The sequence below is a fragment of the Paenibacillus dauci genome (assembly GCF_000971985.1).
Classification (GTDB): Bacteria; Bacillota; Bacilli; order Paenibacillales; family Paenibacillaceae; genus Saccharibacillus; species Saccharibacillus dauci.
Window position 1 is genome coordinate 682248 of the sequence record NZ_LAQQ01000002.1, and the last position, 19822, is coordinate 702069.

The window sequence follows — 19822 nt, forward strand, 5'->3', positions numbered from 1 at the left end:
GAATACACCCCGTAAGTATGCTAATTTTAATAAAGATTGACCGTGATAAGAGTTTGACGATCTGAGCATTTGGACGAAATGCGAATTCTACTATAGATAGTAACGTTCCCGGGATGCAGACAGCTGTATTGGTGAATTCGCCCAGACGGTGTGGTGATAAGAGACTCTTTTACCGGAAATACAACTTTTGGAGGCTCTTGACATGTTTAGCAAGGATATCGGAATTGATCTGGGTACGGCGAACGTACTGATTCATGTAAAAGGAAGAGGTGTCGTGCTCAACGAACCTTCCGTAGTAACACTTGAGACAGATACCAAGCGCGTTCTCGCGGTTGGTGAAGAAGCACGTCGTATGATTGGACGTACCCCTGAGAATATTGTGGCCATTCGTCCACTGCGTGATGGAGTTATTGCCGATTTTGAAGTGACCGAGCTAATGCTCAAATATTTTATAAACAAAGTAGGCGTGCGTAACTGGTACAGCCATCCGCGCATTCTGATTTGTGCCCCAACCAATATTACGTCCGTCGAACAAAAATCAATCCGTGAAGCTGCTGAGCGCAGTGGAGCCAAAGAGGTATTTTTGGAAGCAGAGCCCAAGGCAGCCGCAATCGGCGCCGGCATGAATATCTATGAGCCAAGTGGTAACATGGTTATTGATATTGGTGGCGGTACCAGTGATATTGCTGTACTGTCTCTTGGTGATATTGTAACTTCCTCTTCTCTGAAAGTAGCGGGAGACAAATTCGATGACGCGATTATGCGCCATATCAAAAATGAATATAAATTGCTGATCGGTGAACGTACGGCAGAAGATATCAAAATTAATATTGCAACGGTACGTCCGGGTGGTATACAGCGTGAGATGGACATTCGCGGCCGGGATATGGTGACAGGTCTGCCGAAGACCGTTACGATTACAGCAAATGAAGTACAGGCTGCTCTGTCCGATACGATTCTCTCGATCGTAGCATCCGCCAAAGTTGTTCTGGAACAGACTCCACCGGAATTGTCTGCCGATATTATCGATCGCGGCGTTATTTTGACAGGCGGCGGTGCACTGCTGGATGGTCTGGAAGAACTGCTGTCCCAGGAGCTTCATGTTCCTGTACTCGTAGCTGAAGATCCTATGCACTGTGTAGTCAAAGGAACTGGAATTATGTTAAATAATTTGGATAAAGTCTCTAAAAAAAAGTTCTGACCAAGCCGATATAAAACATATAATGCATAAATGACGGTGTTTTTATCCATAGAGTTAGACTTTGGCTAGATTCAGAACGTGAGAGGAGTATCCGGAAATGTTAAGAGGTCTTTATACTGCTGCTTCTGGTATGATTACTCAACAGCGTCGCCATGATACGGTGACTCAGAATATCGCAAATATCAATACCCCCGGCTACAAACAGGTAGAAAGCATAGAGCGATCTTTCCCGGAAATGCTGATTTCCTTGACCGACGGGGACCAGGGCGCAACGAATCGTAACATTGGCCGTCTAAATACAGGCGTGCTGGCCGAAGAGAGTATCTCCATGAACGTACAGGGTGATGTTCGCCAGACCAATTCACTGGACGACTTTGCTCTGGTATCGGAGATTAATCTGGCAGATCCGGCCACCGGACAAAATATTCCTTTCGATGCTTCCGGTAAATATGTAGCAGACAATGGTACAGTAACCTATCGTCCACAGGCGTTCTTTGCAGTTACCGGCAAGGACGGCGAGACAGGCTACACGCGTGACGGTAACTTCCAACTGAACGGCGCAGGCAATCTGCTCACTTCTACAGGCAATCAGGTGTTGGGAGCCAATGGTAACCCGGTTACACTACAGGGTTCCATGGAAGACTACAATGTGGATTCCCGCGGTGTTATTACAGCGAGAGACACAGGCGGTGAAGTAGGACGTATCGGTATTACAGTCGTTACACAGCCGGGTCAGATGTCCCGCAGCGGAGATGGATTGTTCCGTATTGCTAATGCCAATACAGCAGGAGCAAGAGCGCTCGAAGCAGGCGACAATGTGGAATTGCGTCAAGGTTATCTGGAAGGTTCCACAGTAGATGCGGCAGCTTCCATGGTAGATCTGACTGCAGCAATGCGCGCTTATGAAGCCAACCAAAAAGTAGTACAATTCTACGACAAGAGTCTTGAGAAAACCGTCAACGAAATCGGACGTGTATAATAGAGCAAAACAGATGGCAAGCAAAGGAGGCAAATAATGAATAACTCCATGATCAGCGCAATGGTGGCAATGAGCGGTATCCAGCAAAAGTTGGGTGTAGTATCGGATAATATCGCAAATGCCGATACAGTAGGCTACAAAGGCAAGCAGGCGACGTTTGAGGATGTATTTACTACAGTCAAACAGCAGCCGGGTGCTGCCTCACAGCTGCCGGGTCGTGTGACCGCTCCGGGTTATAATGTTGGATTCGGTGCCCGTATGGGTGACGTAACCATGGATATGACCCAGGGTGCGCTGAAGAATACCCAGAATCCGACAGACCTGGCTATCCAGGGAGACGGTATGTTTGCAGTAAGCGTAGACGGACAACAGGGCTGGACACGTGAAGGATCATTTCATTATGTTCCTGTAGCCAATGATCCCAAAAGTGCTTATATGGCAACAGAGCAGGGATATCTGCTGCTGGGAGACAATGGACAGCCGGTAAAAGTACCTGCCAAAACCCAGATTGATATCGATGCCAAAGGGGTTATCCGTTCTACTGACGGTACAGGCAAAGTGACTGTTGTAGGTAGTCGTACCGTTGATCCTGCAACCGGCAAAGAGACAATTAAACCACAACGTATTCAGGTTGACCGGATTACCCATCCCGAAGGTTTGCAACAGATGGATGGCAACTTGTTCGTATTGCCTGCCAACCAGAATCGTGCCAGTGTAATCGGCCCGATGTCTGCAGCTACCGAAGTTCGTCAGGGCTTTCTGGAAGCATCCAATGTGGATTTGAGTACAGAAATGACTGAAATGATGACAGTACAGCGCGCTTATCAGCTGGCAGCGCGTGCCCTTTCGTCCAGTGACCAAATGATGAACCTGACCAATACGCTCCGTGGCTAGTCGTCGCTCCGCTATTCAGGAAGCAGCTAAGACTCAAAAAGCAGCTCCAAACAAGAAGCTAACCCGAAGACCGGCTGCTCCTGAACCAAAAGAACGGGAGAAGAAGCCAGCCCCTTCTTCCCGTTCAGCGGGAACCCAGACTATGCGTGTTATGCTGACAATTGTCGGCTTTGTTGTAGCGATCCTGCTGGGCATGATCGTAGGCTATGCTGTTCTGGGGCATAAAAGTATTGCGGATATATTGTATCCGGAGACCTGGGCCCATATTTTCCAGCTTGTCTTTGCACCCTAAAAGAATAATCGATGTTTTACACAACCAACTCCTGCTTCGGCAGGAGTTTTATTTTTTATGCCGAAACCGTTATAATGATGTGGATGCTTAAAATGGCTGAAAATTGCTTACATATGATATGAGAGTATAAATGGATATATCATACTGACGGCAAATGAAATATGCCCAAAGATATATTCCATTATATGGATTGAGAATCTATAATGATGGAAAATGAGAGGAGACTGTCTATGTACAATGTACAAGAAATTCAGGAAATCATTCCGCACCGCCCTCCGTTTCTGCTGGTAGATCGCCTTTTGGAACTGGAAGAAGGCAAGCGGGCTGTAGGAATCAAGAACGTTACAATCAACGAGCCTTTCTTTGTTGGTCATTTTCCGGGATATCCGGTAATGCCTGGAGTACTGATCGTTGAAGCACTGGCTCAGGTAGGTGCAGCTGCTATTCTCAAAGTAGAGGCAAATCGCAGCAAACTGGCGATGTTTGCCGGTATCGACAATGTACGCTTCCGGGGTCAGGTAGTTCCTGGAGATACACTTCGATTGGAAGTGGAGATCACCCGTATGAAGGCTTCAATTGGCAAGGGACGTGCCGTAGCTACCGTAGACGGTAATGTAGTCGTTGAAGGCGAGATTATGTTTGCCCTCACTGCGCGGGATAATGCCTGAACAGTGGAATAAATAAAAGAATATTGGATTTGGGAAAATACATTCGAGTGGAGAAAGGAAGGATATAATGACAAACCTTAGTGAACAGGCACAACGCAATTTGGATCAATGGCTGAATGATACGACAATCGATGCGAAAACCAAAGAGGAACTGCAAAGCTTAGATGGACAGGTACAGGAACTGGAAGATCGTTTTTACCGTGATCTGGAATTCGGTACAGGTGGTCTGCGCGGCGTGATCGGAGCAGGCAGCAACCGTATGAACTCCTACACTGTAGGCAGAGCGACGCAGGGACTGGCGGAATACATTCTGTCTGTACATAAAGGAACGGAAAAGCCTTCCGTTGTTATTGCCCATGATTCCCGTCATTTCTCTCCCGAGTTTTCTCTGGAAGCTGCACTTGTACTGGCAGGTAACGGCATCGTAACCAAGCTGTTCCCGTCACTGCGTGCAACTCCGGAATTGTCTTTTGCTGTGCGCCATCTGAACGCTACAGCAGGTATCGTCATTACAGCGAGCCACAACCCGCCGGAATATAATGGCTACAAAGTATACAATGCCAGCGGCGGCCAGCTTGTTCCGCATGAAGCAGAGCAGGTTATCAGCAACATTCGCGAGATTGCTTCATTTGCCGAGATCAAGCGTCTTAACCGTGAAGAAGCAGAAAGTCAGGGCATGCTCGTATGGCTGGGCAGTGAAGAGGATGAAGCTTTCCTCGATACGGTAACATCCATCAGCGTGAATCGTGAACTGCTGCAGGGTGAAGCCGGCAAAAACCTGAATATCGTCTATACACCTCTGCATGGTACAGGTTATCGTCCGGTACGTGAAGGTTTGCAGCGTCTGGGCTTTACCAATGTCTCTATTGTAGAGCAGCAGCAGGAGCCGGATGGCAACTTCAGCACAGTGAAATCTCCGAACCCGGAAGAGCGCGAAGCTTTTACCCTCGCTATTGAACTGGGTGAAAAAGTCGGCGCGGATATTCTGATTGGTACCGATCCGGATAGTGACCGTATGGGTGCAGTAGTCAAAGATCCATCCGGCAAATACTTTGTACTAACAGGTAACCAATCCGGTGCGATCATGATCCATTACTATCTGAGCCAACTGCAGGAGCAGGGCAAACTGCCTTCTAACGGTGCAGTGGTCAAAACGATCGTAACCAGTGAAATGGGTGCAGCTATTGCCGAACATTATGGTGCAACTGTCTATAACACACTGACCGGTTTCAAATATATCGGCGAGAAAATGAACCAGTTCGAAGAAACAGGCGAGCATACTTTCCTGTTTGGCTATGAAGAAAGCTACGGCTATCTGGCGGGCAACTATGCGCGCGATAAAGATGCAGTAGTTGCAGCACTGCTGATCAGTGAAGCTGCTGCCTACTACAAACAGCAAGGCAAAACACTGTATGATGTACTGCAGGAGTTGTATGAGCAGTTTGGATATTTCCAGGAGAGTCTGGAATCCCGCACACTCAAAGGCAAAGACGGCGTTGCCCAGATCCAGGGCATCATGGAGAGCTGGCGTACAGACAGTCCTTCCGATATCAATGGAGTTCAGGTTGCAGAAGCACTCGACTATTCCAAAGGTCTGAACGGACTGCCAAAAGAAAATGTGTTGAAGTTTATGCTGGCTGACGGCTCCTGGTTCTGCCTGCGTCCATCCGGCACAGAGCCTAAAATCAAAGTGTACTTTGCAGTACGTGGAGACTCACAGGCGGATTCCGAAGCACGCATGAATACACTCAAGCAGGCAGTAATGAGCCGCGTTGACGGATAATAGCCGGAATTAATTGATTTTGCGTGGTATTCTTGTTTGAAATGGCATTTTTCTATGAATTTATAGTAGGACTTGCTTGTCGTACAGTATATAATAAAGCAGATGAATGAAGGGGTTCCGCTGCCAGGTCCTATCTGAGCAGCGGAACCATTCGTTATGTTTGGCCCCTGACTGTCAGCAGTACAGAGACGAATATAACGATCTTATTAAGGAGGTACTTTAGTGGTTCAGAAATGGCAGCGTTGGAACAACGCTTCTGCAAAATGGTTATGGATACTTGTTATTCTCGGTATGGTGGCTTCCTTGCCGATTGCCTATAATCGTATTCAGACAGAAGCAACGTCCAAAAATGTGGAATTTGTATTTAATTATCGTAATCTGATTACTATTGCGTCGTATCAGCCTCATCCCCAGGATTATATCCAACAACAATTACAGCGGCTCAAAGATGCAGGGGTTGGGTCTGCAGCTGTATACCAGAGCAGTTTGAGTGAACTGCAAACCTCACAACGAATTCATGTGTATAGTTCTGCGGATGTGGCTAATTTCCAAAATCAGGTGATTCCACTCAACGAAAATTTTACATATGTCCAGTTCACCAGCGAAGAGAACGCGCAGATGTTGAAGCCTGTTCTTGAGCGCGTGTTCGGTTCATTGGGTATTTCGGTTTCTCCATGGTCGTATCAGAAACTGCCGGGTGTAGTCATTCAAGCATCGCCGGATGATGCAGGTCTCAAGCCGCTTGATCCGGATCCGGTCACAATGAAAACATTGCATGATATGGGCTTCCAGATTGTACCGCGTCTGAATGATGCTTTGCCGTACAGCCAGGCAATGCTGAGCGGACTGCTGGATCAGTTTACCGCTTATGGCGTGAAGACTATTCTGTTCGATGGTAGTTCCGTTACAGGTTTTAATGATGATATTGAGAAAAAGAGCATTACTGCATTTGCGCAATTGCTTAAGGAACATCATATCGCGATTGCAGCGATAGAGAACCTCAAAGCTCCTCAGGATGGATTTAGCAAATTGGCATATTTAAATGACTACAATGTAGTGCGTCTGTACTCGCTTAGCGAGGGAGATTCCCAGCTGGATCCGATTACAGTAGCTGACCGTTTTGTTCTGGCCAGTAAAGACCGTAATATCCGCATGATGTATCTGAATCTGGCAGTATCGCGTGATACAACCAAAGCCAAGATGACAGATTCGATTGATAATGTAATTAACAGTCTCCAGGGTGGAGGCAATGCCATACATGATATTCAGAAAAATGGATTCACGATTGGTCCTGCAGTTGCGCGTGATGTCCATACGTTTGCCATGGAGCGCTACGTCAAGCTGCTTGTACTGATTGGAGCTATCGCAGCTATTTCGCTGCTGGTGTACTACTTTGTACGTCGTTTGACGCTGATTGCTTTTGTACTGGGATTGATTGGTAGTGCCGGTTTGATCCTGATTCACAAAGCACTTCTGCTCGAGCAGGGAATTGCCTTGCTGGCAGCGATCAGTATTCCTACTATTGCGATGATCTATGCCGTACGTAAAGTAGACCGCATGTATGAATCAAGACAGACTTTATCTACAGGCAAGCGTGTGATCCAGGCAGTAGTATTATTCATTATTACTTCTCTGTGGTCATTGACCGGAGCCTTGTTCATTATTGGGCTGCTCGATGATATCACCTATCAGCTGGTTATTAATCAATTCCGTGGTGTCAGTCTGCTGCATTTTGCACCGATTGCACTGACAGCCATCTATATTGCTTTTTATCGTGGTAAAGAAGGATTTGGCTTTGCCGGCCTTCGTAAACTGCTGAAATCACCAGTCACGCTGACATGGATCATCGTACTGGGAGTGGTGTTTGTAGTAGGTCGTTATTATCTGGAGCGTACAGGTAATGCCGGAACCGTATCCCCACTGGAAATGCAGTTCCGTAATGCACTGGAAGGACTGTTCAATGTTCGTCCACGTAACAAGGAATTCCTGATGGCACATCCACTGTTTATTGCTGGTGTGTTTATCGCAGCCAAGTATCGTCATGCCATTTACATTCTGATCATTGCTTCGATCGGTCAGCTGTCGATGGTAGACACATTTGCCCATATTCATTCACCGGTACTGATTTCCCTGTCCCGTGGTCTGCTGGGAATGGGTCTTGGACTGGTTCTGGGACTCGTGGCAATCGTTATCTGGCAAATCATTGAAAGGTGTTGGGAAAAATGGCTTCCGTCTCTGTTCAAATCGTAATCTCGGGCTATTACGGCTTCCGTAACAGCGGTGACGAGGCGGTCCTGAAATCCATACTGAATTCACTGGCAGCACAGGAAAAAGAGCAGGGCATCCGGATCGTACCGGTTGTCCTGTCCAATGATCCAGAGTGGACATCGCGCATGTACGGCGTTCGCTCGGTACAACGGATGAAGCTGGGTGAGATTCGCCAGCTGCTCAAGGAAAGTGATGGACTGATCAGTGGCGGAGGCAGCTTACTGCAGGATTCCACTGGATTGCTCACCATCCCGTACTATCTGGGCATTGTCCATATCGCCCAATGGGTGCGCAAACCGGTATTCATTTATGCACAAGGTGTAGGTCCGGTACAACGGCCATTCTTTTTCAAGTGGATTCGTAATGTATTTCGCAAAAGTGCCTATATCTCTGTCCGCGATCAGGAGTCAGCTGCACTGCTGGGCCGGATGGGAATCGATTCTTCTTCCGTCGAAGTTGTAGCTGATCCAGTGATGGGGCTTCCTTTGCCGGATGGTACTTCTGCTACTTCATCAACTTCCAGTCATGGAACAGCTCATCAGGCGACAGAGACAGCATCATATTCGGCAGCAGATTCGATTCCGGTGATTGGCATATCCGTTCGATTCTGGGACAAACAACGCCGTGAACTGGATGGGATTGCCGAGGGACTGAAGCTTCTAAGCTCGCAGCGATCGGTTCATCTGCGTTTCCTGCCTTTTCATTTACCTGATGATGAGCAGGCTTCCCGTTATGTTATTGATAAAATTGGAGACATTAGCAGAAATGGTAGTATAATCAGTACAGCTGATCAGGTTACCGACCCACAGCAGATGTTGGCCGAAGTCAGCCGCTGTAATATATTACTCGGCATGAGACTGCATAGTCTGATCTATGCAGCTTCACAGTCGGTTCCGCTGATGGGCATTTCCTATGATCCCAAAATTGATCAGTTCCTGAACCGGATGCAGATCAAGCCAACCGGTACCAGTTCGGTAACCGAGCCTGCACGTCTGGTGGAGGATGCAGTATACCTGCTGGACCATGGGCAGGAATGGAAGAATAACAAACTGCCTCTTATCCAGGCATTACAACAGGATGCTGCCAGACCGGCTCATTTTATAGCTCAATATTTTCTGGCAAAAAGGTGATAACTAATGAATCAATTCCAAACAATTCCGACTGTGCCAATCTACGGTCTGAATGTATCCAAACTGAATATGAATGATACGGTAAGCTACCTCGAATCCATTGTAGGTACAGGCAAGCCTCACCAGATTATTACAGCCAATCCGATTATGATCATGACAGCACTGGAACAGCCGCAGTATATGCATATTATGAAAAATGCTGAACTGCTCGTTCCTGATGGAGCCGGATTGGTATGGGCCGCTTCTACTTGCGGTCATCCGGTAGCCGAGCGTGTCACCGGATTCGATCTGCTGCATCGATTACTGGATGTAGGTCAGAAGCATAGCTGGAAAGTCTATATGCTGGGCTCGACACCTGAAGTGATTCAGGCTGCAGCCGCCAGGTTACAAAGTTTATATCCCGGTATTGTGATTGCCGGATACAGAGACGGATTTTTCGGACCGGACCAGGATGCAGAAGTCATCGCCGGTATTCGTGAAGCAGCACCGGATCTGCTTTTTGTAGCAAGGGGTGCAGATACACAGGAACCATGGATTGGCCGGTATAAGCAGGAACTGGGTGTACCGATTATGATGGGTGTGGGCGGCAGCTTCGATATCATTTCAGGCAAAACGAAACGTGCTCCAATGGCGTTTCAGAAATTGCGGATGGAATGGTTTTATCGCCTCATGAAAGAACCTTATCGTTATAAACGGATGCTTGTTCTTCCCAAATTTGCTCTAAAAGTACTTAAAGACAAGGAAAGCGTGGTAAAAGCTCAGTAATCCCTTGAATTTTCTATGCATTTTTGTCCTAAAGTTCTTAAAAAAAGCTTGGTGTTTAGATTCGAACGGAGTATAATTGGCTCCGTGAGATAAATTGGGGGTCGAAAAGCAAAATGTTAACTATTTGTATTATCGGGTTTGTCCTGGCGCTTGCCTTAGCGTTGGCACTCACACCACTCGTCAAAAAGTTTGCAATTCGAATCGGGGCAGTAGATGTTCCCAATGCCCGTAAGGTGCATACACGAATTATGCCGCGGCTTGGCGGACTTGGGATTTTCCTGGCGTTTACGATTGCATTTGTTGCAGTCCTGCCATTTTTGCCTTTTGATCTTCCTGCACGCGATGCAAACTTTATGAAGGCATTCTTTACAGCCGGTTCTATCATTGTACTGATTGGGGTACTGGATGACCGTTTTGAATTATCTGCCAAAGTTAAATTACTAGGACAAATCATTGCTGCATGTGCAGTAGTATTCGGATACGGTATCAAAGTCGATTTTCTGGATATTCCTTTCCAGGATAATTATTTCTCACTCGAAAACTGGATTTCTATTCCGCTTACGATCTTCTGGATCGTTGGGGTAACCAATGCGATTAATCTGATTGACGGACTCGATGGTCTGGCAGCCGGTGTATCGGCAATTGCGATCGGTAGTATTTTCACGATGTCGCTGATCATGGGCAATTATCCAGTTGCGCTGCTTTGTGTACTGCTGCTGGGTGCTATTATCGGATTCCTGTACTTCAATTTCCATCCGGCCAAGATTTTTATGGGGGATACCGGTTCGTTATTCCTCGGATTTAGTCTGGCTATGCTGTCCTTGCTTGGTTTCAAACAGATCGCGGTTGTATCATTCATTACACCGCTAATTATTATCGGAGTTCCATTGTCCGATACATTCTTTGCGATCATTCGCCGCTGGGTACATAAAAAGCCGATCTTCGCTCCGGACAAAGGACATCTTCATCATTGTCTGCGCGAGCTGGGACTCAGCCATCGTCAAACGGTGTTAATGATTTATGGTATTGCTGCATTCTTTGGAGTTCTGGCTATTATTCAATCATCGGCTGCGTTGAACGAAGCCAACTGGGTTACCTTTGCTGTAATATGTATTATGATGTTCGTGATGCAGATTGGTGCCGAATTGATTGGACTTGTAGGCAAAACAAGACGTCCATTGCTTAGCTTGCTGGCGCGATTGCGGGTCAAACCTGATCCGACAAGAGGCAGCAAATCATAAGTAAACAGTCATGGATATAATCGGGCAATATAGGTTTATCTTTCTGTAAAATTAGCTGTTTCGCTTATAGATTTTGGTCGGTTTATCGAGTTTCTTCTATATAATATATATAAGGAATTCAGCCCATCGAACAGCTACCTTTTATGATGAACAAGATGCGGTTATTGAAAATAATGTAGGACAATTAAATAGTAGAATAAAAAAGCTCTCTTCCTTTGGAAGGGAGCTTTTTTATGGAATTTCCTGTTTTTATTAAAATATAGGGTACATCTGCCGATAAAATAGGTAGACAGGTTAAGCCCGCCATAAAGAGTTGGAGCGGTGACCGGAATAAAAGGAGGAACATTATTTTGAAGAAAATACTATCGATGCTTATGGCGGTAGTCTTGTTGGTCGGTATTTTGCCGCAGGGGATTGGTGGAAATACGGCCCAGGCAGCGAGCTTCTTTATTTTCCCGAACGAGAGTTATGACGCAAACTCACCACATGTGGTCGGAGATAATCGTGTTACGATTAACGGTACATTTAACGGTGTGAATGCCAGTACAATCAAGTATAGAGTAGTCCGTGTATACAAAAATGGTACTAGTTATGTGGAAGACACTTCCAATGAGAATAAAGGGTTAACCAATTACACTATTGATAACTCCAAGATGACAGTAACAGATATTCCTTTGTACTCCGGATTAAATAAAGTTGAATTTTCAGCTAGCCCAGCTGGCGGAGGAAATGTAGTCAGCGAAGCTATTTACTTCGATTATCATGATGGTCCAACAGTGTACAATCTGTCTGCTACATTGGATGGAGACACAGTAGCATTGAATGAAAATGTTCCTGCAGTTCTCAAAGCATCCCAAAGCGGAATCAGTTTTGGACAAGATAAAGCGAGTATTGCCTTATCCGGTTCTGCGCCAAATGCCAAGCAGGTTATTGTATCTGTAAATGGTGGGGCGAGCAGAACAGCTAATGTATCAAGCACAAACAGCTATCAGTTTACGGTAGCACCGCTTACTTTGGTTAGCGGCAAGAACACATTAGAAATTCAAGTAATCAATGGGACCCAAAAGTTGGTTACTTATCGTGAAGTTACTTTCTTTAATGGTAAAACTACGTTTTATGACACTTATGCTGTAAAAGGAACGACTAATTCAGCAGATTTGTCGACATATCCAGATGTAAGTGTAGCTCCTGACGCAGATAAAAAAGGTACTGTAGATATTACAGGTAAAGTAGTTATTCCTTTAACAACTGCAGGCGAACCTGTTCTTACTGATTATATTGAATATACTCTAGCTAATGGAGTAACCAAAACCGGAACTATTACACCTGAGAAAATTGCAGCAGAAAGTACTTCGGCTTATATGACTATGAAGTATACCATTTCTGGTGTATCAGGTATTGAATATGGCAAACGTGTTGATGTAACGATCAAGCTAAAAGCGGGTACAGCTTCTACAAGTAGTCTCGGATTCACATTACGCGATAGCTCTGCTCCATATATTACCAAAGTGAATTACCTGCCAGGTTATTCTGCTTCTACTTCTGCTTCTCAAGCAGCAGGATTGAGCAGTTCCGCTCTGGATGGTGCGAGTATTTTCTCTTTGCCAACAGCAGTAGAATTGTTAGTTGCAAATGGTGATGGTAGTACTACAATTACGACAACAGCCAAAGATGGCAGTGGTAAAGATGTTACAGTTACACTTACTCCAATAAGTTCTCAGAGTGCAGGCACTAATGTGCAAAAAATTCTATACAAATTGAGTGGAGTATCTGTAAATGGAACAACTACACTCTCATTCACAGCTACCAAAGGAACAGCCACAAGTACAGCTGTAACAGCAACAGTTAACTTCTTGTATGGACCGTATGTTAGTTATACCAAAGCTTATGATAGTCAAGTAGTACAGTATGGTCAAAATGATACAGATGTAGCGAAAAGTGTAGTAGAAAGTGCCTTGGATTCATTCAAAGGTCAAATTGTGAACGTGGCAAATGAGTCTGATATTGTATATAGCGGAGCAGGACAGACTGTTTTCTTCTATATTAACAATACACTTGTACCTTTAAAACAAGATACAGATAAGTTTCACTTCGCAGTAGTTGATAGTGTTGCTGCTTATAAAGCAATGTTCTCAGGAGAGAATACAGTTAAATTTGTACTGAGCTCTTCGAAAACTTCCTATGAAAATACGATCAAAGTAAATCTGGTTCCAACTGATATTCCAGTTATTCCTGTAGATAGCAACTTGGGAATATTCCCATTCAAGTACAATGGCGGAAGTGATACACCACCAAAAGCAAAAGATACCGAGAATTTCCCGATGAGTGGAACTAACTATACAACAAAAGAAAAAGCTTTTAATTTGTATGGAACATTTGATTTCTTGGATCTTGGTAAAGACAAAGCAGCAGTAGAGGCTAATTTAAGCAAAGTTGCAACTAAAACGAATTATAAATTGCAAATTGTTGACTCTGAAGGAAAAACTCTTACCTGGAACTTATCCAATGCCTTTGCAGGCATGAAAAATGGAGAAGCAACAGGAGAGGTATTTAACTCTTCAAGTACTACTTCAGGGGATTTAACAGTGTACTATGATTATGATAAACAGTCTTTCGCATTTATTGTAAGAAACCAGCAAATGAAAGATAGTCCTGTAGTATTTAGCTTTACAGTTTATAATGCTGGTGATGGTGGCCCAACAGCTACAGCAACTGTTGAAGTTGACCCGTTAACAGGGACTTACAACATTGTAAGACCATTAACTGCTCAAAAAGTGACTAATAGCAACTTTATTGATGTAATCGTTGACTCCAAAAATGCTACAGCAGTAACTATTAATAAAATTAAAGCCGAAAAAACATCTTTTGATATGGACGGCGATGGTAAGAATGAGTTTGAAAATGCTTATCGTGTAACTGTTAAGGATCTTAAAGCTAACAAAGAAACGAAAATCCCAGTTACAGTAACAATTGGTGATCAAACCTTCAAAGATACAGTGGTAGTGAAATATGTACCTACCAATATTCCAGGTGCACAATTTATGCAGACCATGAAAAACTCTGCCAAAGTGTTTGAAGGGAAGTTGGCACTTAAATTCCCTTCCGGTACTAGTCTGGTTCGTCGTGATACAGATAGCGCTGAAAAGCTGAAAACAGAAGTGTTCTCTGATAATAATCTATTGTTTGCTATCGCAAATAGCACTGATGGTGTAATTGATCGTTATGATTTCGAAGATGCAAAACCAGGTGTAGAGCAGCAATATACTATCGGAAGACAATATTTTGTGAATAATTTCAATTCCCATTTTGTTAAAGCAAGTGAAGTGTATTGGATTGATCCAGGTATTGCAGATGATATTTCTACCACAAAAGAATTCGATCCGATTAAAGATGGTCAGAATCCTTATCAACCTGTAACATTCCCAAGTGATCCAATAGCACCAAGCTTTTATAATCGTGACCCAGATAATGAACTCGTTCCTTCAAAACGGGGAACAATGACATTATCTTATCTTCCAGATATGGCTGAAGATGCAGGTAAACTGGTTACAGTATTCTACTTTGATCCTGAATTGAAGCAATGGGATAATGTAGGCGGGATAGTTAACGCCTCTAAACGTACTGTTACTGTACCGTTTGACCGTTTTGGATATTATGTAGTGGCCAAGCTTAGCTACTCTTACACCGATATCGTTCAGCACAGCTATGCACGTAACTACATGGAGACTTTGTTTGCCAAAGGGATCATGAATGCTACAGATCCGGATACAGCATTCGGAGCTAATCAGTATATTACACGCGGAGAGTTTGTACGCTCTATTGTAAAAGCTTTGCAGATTCCACTGAACTATCAAGGTACAAAGCATTTCATTGATTTGAACACAAACCTTAGCTCCATTACTCAAAATGCACTTTATGATTTCCGTTATATTGAGACAGCCGCTCGCGCAGGTTTTGTTCGTGGTACCGATCCACAGGTGTTTAGCCCTGGTGACAATATCACACGTCAAGATACAGCTGTCATTATTGCGAGTGCAACCAACCTCAAACTAGAGACAGATATGGACAAAATCAATAAAGGTCTGGTTAAATACTTTAAAGACTTTAACTCTATTGATCGCTATGCTCGTGCTTCGGTACTGGCTGTAGCGAAAAAAGGTTATATTACAGGTTCGGCTATTGATCCAAATGATGCAAGCAAAGGCTACACTTATGATCCAACAGCCAAAATGCTTCGCTCTGATACAGATGTTATTCTGGCAAGAGTTATGATCGGGCAAAAGCTGCTGCCTAAGATGTAAAGGAATCAGTTTAATAGTTAATGAACGCAAAGAGAGTGCCTGATTTATCAGGTGCTCTCTTTCTTTGTAAATCCTCAATGTCATGTAAAGGATGAAAAGGTTCTAGTTACATATAGTTCTAATTTTAGTAAGGAGAAAGCAATAGAAAGAAAATATTGAATCATAATCTCATTAAAATTAATGATTTAGAATGAAAAATGAAGAATTCGGATATTAAAGGGATAATTCGAATATATGCTGTAGCTATAGGGTTTTTGATGAATTCTGTTGCCTTATAACTGTTTGTTTCCGCAACAGATTCAACAGAGTTCTAAAATAAAATCAAAAAAACTAAAAATTCTTTTGCAACAACTGCAACCTTTTCGCAACCCTCTGCGTCTATAGTTTTGGAAGCAGCAAATGATTCAATGAAATAACTGCTCCAGCCTGTTTAAACAGTATCTAAGCTGTTTAGTACTACTATAGTTACCAAAAAGTAGTACAGTCAGGATAGACGAATTGGTGTTTCTGCTAAAAGTGTAGTAAAATTAACAAGGTTGAGCCAAAAATAGAATTTGATTAAAAAATCGAAACTTTTTTTGGAAGAACCGCAACTTTTAGAAAAAACATGCGTCTATGTATATGAACCTGATGAAACAACAGCAAACACATGCTGGCAGGTTGTTGAATAAACACGAACCCAAATGGAACTATTCAACAATCTCAATGTGAAAAAATGTCTTTACGGCATCATTGACGCAATGTATAATACTTTTGGACACTGCGGTTTTCGATTGACGAATGTTCCGGTTACGATTTTCTGTGATTTTGTCACAGATATCATCATACAAAAACAGGATTTGCTTAAACTCGGAAAGGGGGTGTAACGACTGATGAGTGACAAAATCCATAACAAACAAAAAAACAAAAAAAACGTTTATGATATTCAAGGAGGAGAACAAAAGGTTATGAAAAAGTCTACTAAAAAAGTTATTAACGTAGCAGCAAGCGCAGCATTGCTGGCGGGCGTTGCTCCAGTTGCAGGTGTTATCGCTCCAACAGCAGCACATGCATCTGGTAGTTTCACAGTAATCAACGTTCCAACACTGAGCTCTTCTACTGGTGGAACTAATGTAAACCTGGGTCGCGTTAACATTAACATCGACCAATACACACTGACTTCCGCAACTGAAACAACTTACATGACAGTAACTCTGCCAACTGGTTTCGAGTTTGCATCTGATGCATTCACTGGAAACAGCGGTACTAACGTTGCTGAAGCTGATTTCAACAATCAACCAGTTAATGTAAGTGCTCAACGTCTGAGCAACACTAGCGCACGTATCGGAGTTACAGGTACTAACCAAGGTGACGACGTTACTATCGCTCTGAACCTGAACGGTATCCGTTCTACTGGTCCTAACAGCGGCGACGTTAACCTGAGCTTCACAGCTGCTCCAAATAGCGGTCTGCCAACTGGTAACGTAAAAGTTGCTAACGTGGTATCTTCCGGTCAAATCGCTTTGGAAGCACGCGATACTCAATCCAGCAGTGACAACTTTACTTTCTCGCTGCGTTTGACAGAATCTGTTTCCAGATCTCTGAAAACTGGTAATGCTGTTAAAGTTAAACTGCCAGCTGGTTTCGAGTGGGATGCAGTAGGAACTTTCACTCCTCTGTATGGTGATCTTTCTTCTTCCGATATCACTACTTCTGTAGATGGTGATACTCTGAATATCTCTGCTAAAAACACTGATACTATGTCTTCCACAGCTTCTTCCTTCGACCTGGCTCTGGCATATCATGTTGATGATGAAGATAAAGCTAAAGAAGGCGACGTAACTGCTACAGTTAGCGGTAACTCTTCTGCAAACGTATCTTCCCTGGTAGTAGGTTCTTATGGCGAGTACGGTGGTGGCGTAACTGTTGCTTCCCCAACTACAGTAGTAGCTGGTCAAGATGAGCAACAAATCGGTGATGTAGTAGTTAAAGAAGCTGTAGCAGGATCTTTCATCGAAGGTCGTACAGTAACTCTGCAACTGCCTGAGGGTGCTCGTTGGCAGTCCGTTTACGAAGATGGTGAAGATGCAACTGGTACTACTGGTTCTGTTGACACTGCAAACGGTCTGGTAGCTCCGAACATCACTTACACTGGTACTGATGGTCGTACCCTGAAAATGACTTTCCCTAGCAAAAATAACTCTAACAACGCTGGTTCTATCACGTTGAAAGATGTTGAAATCGCTGTTCAACCAGGATTCACTGGTGACCTGAACGCGACTGTAGCTGGTAGCCAAGGTCTGACTGGTACAGTGAAACTGGCAACTGCAGTTTCTTCCGTATCTCTGTCCGCTACTAATGCAACTTACAACATCGCTATCGGTACAGATAACGCTGCAATCGGCGATCTGACACTGAAAGAAGGCGCTGCTGGTGCCCTGACTGACGATGATAACGGTCTGGTTGAAATCCTTCTGCCAGCTGGTGTGACATTCGGATCTACTCCGACTGTATCTGTAACTTCTGGTGACCTGCGTATCCGTAACGTATCCGTAGACACTTACAACAACAGCGGTACTCAAGGCGTTCTGCGTTTCTACGTAGATAGCGAAAGTACTACTGCAAGTACTGTAGCGATCAATGGTGTAAACCTGCGTATCGACCGTACTGTACCACAAGGTGAAATCATCGCTAAAGTACAAGGTGATGCAGCGGCTAACACTGCTTACCACGGTGCTAATGACGTAACTGATGTGTGGCATGACAGCTACCGTTATGCAGCTCAAGCAGCAATCGCTTCTATCGGTACTGCTCCTGCTGACCAAACTGACAATGCTGTAACTGCAATCTACACAATCGGAAGCACTGCTTACAGCGTAAACGGTACTACTCGTACTGCTGAAGTTGCTCCTTATGTAGAAAACGGCCGCACTTACTTGCCAGTTCGTTACGTAGCTGAAGCTCTGGGTGTATCCCAAGCTAACATCCTGTTTGACAAAGCAACTTCTATGGTTACTTTGATCAAAGGCGACCGCGTAGTTCAGCTGAAACTGAAAACTAATCAACTGACTATCAACGGTTCTACAATCAACATGGACGTTAAAGCTGTAACTAAAGCTAACCGTACTGTACTGCCAATCGCATGGGTTGGTAAAGCACTGGATGCAACTGTACAATACGATGCAGCTGCTAAAACTGTAACAGTAACTAGCAAATAATATCACTGATATTATTGCTACAAAATAGAAGGTAGTCATACCTTCACTGAGACACCTCGGAGTAGGCAACTGCTCCGGGGTGTTTTTTATTTATTTATATGTTTTCGCTAATATAGATAGGTAAATAAATAGGTATTAGATTACAAGTGAAATAACTTAGTTAGATAATGAAAGAATATATTAGTAAATAATATTTATACTTTTTACTTTATTGGAGGAAAAAATGAAAAAACATTCAACTTGGTTATTGGCAGCAGGAACTGTAGTTATTGGAATATGGGCAGGTAGCTCTTTAACAACAGTTACAAGTGCAAGTAGTCAATTAGGGTCTGCAGATGATCCTGTAGTGACGAAGAGTTATGTAGATCAGCAAATTCAAAAAGCATTAGGTGGAACAATTAGCAGTACGGATTCTAAAACAAATACCAATACTTCTAAAAACACACTTCCACCCAACTCATCAACTTCCAATACATCCAGCAGTTCTGCTGATAAAAACGCAACCAATAATACACCAGCTGTACCAACAACGGGGAATGCAAGTTCTTCTTTAAATGGTACAGGTTCTTCTACAAGTTCTAATGTAAATATTGTAGAATTACGTCCAGGTAAAAAATTAATTGCTGAAGCCGGAACTCAAATGATTGTAAGAACAGGTAAAGCCAAAGTATATAGTGATGGAGCAAATGGACTTATTGATATCACGGTAGGCAATGAGCTTGGTAGTGCTCAGGCAGCACCAAACAATCATCTTTTATTATTCCCAAGAGAAGGACGAGGGGTAGAAGTAGATTCCAGTCTGCGTTATAATGCGACAATCATGGTGATCGGTAATTATAAAGTATTATAGAATGATTTATTCATAGTCTTGTAGCAAGCTATCCATGTATTGAATAAAGCTTGAGATCTTCCGTTCATTTTATATTGTTTATCCTGTAGCTTCTTGATTTTACTAATGATATAAATAGCACTGTTATACTTTTATGCATTTTCTGTTTACAGAACTCAATATGCTAGGATTATATATAGCTATCAAGCAAATTCGATAATTAATTTAGCCAACAATGATCCAACTTTATAAATAAAATAGGTTCTCATTAGCA

General features: G+C 43.6%; 13 protein-coding genes. All 13 read left to right on the top strand.

The features are described 5' to 3' along the window. Positions 1-202: 202 nt before the first annotated feature. The 13 genes from mreB to WH46_RS17420 all read left to right on the top strand — a co-directional run bounded on the left by mreB (position 203) and on the right by WH46_RS17420 (position 19569). Entirely contained in the window at positions 203-1201 is a 999-nt protein-coding gene (mreB, locus tag WH46_RS17365) for a rod shape-determining protein MreB (protein ID WP_017810966.1), read from the top strand. A gap of 97 nt (positions 1202-1298) precedes the next feature. Further along, positions 1299-2180: a flagellar hook-basal body protein gene (locus WH46_RS17370; RefSeq protein ID WP_017810965.1), complete on the top strand. Its 882-nt coding sequence runs from the start codon at positions 1299-1301 to the stop codon at positions 2178-2180. Positions 2181-2216: 36 nt separating this feature from the next. Then, on the top strand, positions 2217-3074 hold the full coding sequence (locus tag WH46_RS17375) for a flagellar hook-basal body protein (protein ID WP_017810964.1): 858 nt from the start codon (positions 2217-2219) through the stop codon (positions 3072-3074). Beyond that, positions 3067-3366, top strand: coding sequence for a DNA-directed RNA polymerase subunit beta (locus tag WH46_RS24120; protein WP_152425759.1), 300 nt, complete (start codon positions 3067-3069; stop codon positions 3364-3366). Before WH46_RS17375 ends, WH46_RS24120 begins: the two co-directional genes overlap by 8 nt. Before the next feature lie 230 nt (positions 3367-3596). Next, positions 3597-4034 carry a 3-hydroxyacyl-ACP dehydratase FabZ gene (gene fabZ, locus WH46_RS17380; protein ID WP_017810962.1) on the top strand — a complete coding sequence of 146 codons (438 nt, stop codon included), beginning with the start codon at positions 3597-3599 and terminating at the stop codon, positions 4032-4034. A 67-nt stretch (positions 4035-4101) separates the two neighbouring features. Beyond that, the gene (locus WH46_RS17385) at positions 4102-5817 is read left to right on the top strand and encodes a phospho-sugar mutase (protein WP_046227662.1); all 1716 of its coding nucleotides are present in this window, start codon (positions 4102-4104) and stop codon (positions 5815-5817) included. A gap of 222 nt (positions 5818-6039) precedes the next feature. Continuing rightward, positions 6040-8067, top strand: a complete 2028-nt coding sequence (locus WH46_RS17390; protein WP_046227663.1) for a DUF5693 family protein — start codon at positions 6040-6042, stop codon at positions 8065-8067. After that, a complete protein-coding gene (csaB, locus tag WH46_RS17395; protein WP_017810959.1) occupies positions 8040-9215 on the top strand; it encodes a polysaccharide pyruvyl transferase CsaB in 1176 nt (391 codons plus the stop codon). Before WH46_RS17390 ends, csaB begins: the two co-directional genes overlap by 28 nt. Positions 9216-9221: 6 nt before the next feature. Beyond that, entirely contained in the window at positions 9222-9980 is a 759-nt protein-coding gene (locus WH46_RS17400) for a WecB/TagA/CpsF family glycosyltransferase (protein WP_017810958.1), read from the top strand. 113 nt (positions 9981-10093) lie between these two features. After that, the gene (locus WH46_RS17405; protein WP_026135943.1) at positions 10094-11221 is read left to right on the top strand and encodes an MraY family glycosyltransferase; all 1128 of its coding nucleotides are present in this window, start codon (positions 10094-10096) and stop codon (positions 11219-11221) included. Positions 11222-11571: 350 nt separating this feature from the next. Continuing rightward, positions 11572-15522: an S-layer homology domain-containing protein gene (locus tag WH46_RS17410; protein ID WP_046227664.1), complete on the top strand. Its 3951-nt coding sequence runs from the start codon at positions 11572-11574 to the stop codon at positions 15520-15522. An 872-nt stretch (positions 15523-16394) separates the two neighbouring features. Continuing rightward, positions 16395-18719 carry a copper amine oxidase N-terminal domain-containing protein gene (locus WH46_RS17415; RefSeq protein WP_046227665.1) on the top strand — a complete coding sequence of 775 codons (2325 nt, stop codon included), beginning with the start codon at positions 16395-16397 and terminating at the stop codon, positions 18717-18719. Positions 18720-18942: 223 nt separating this feature from the next. Continuing rightward, on the top strand, positions 18943-19569 hold the full coding sequence (locus WH46_RS17420; RefSeq protein WP_046227666.1) for a hypothetical protein: 627 nt from the start codon (positions 18943-18945) through the stop codon (positions 19567-19569). Positions 19570-19822: the final 253 nt, after the last annotated feature.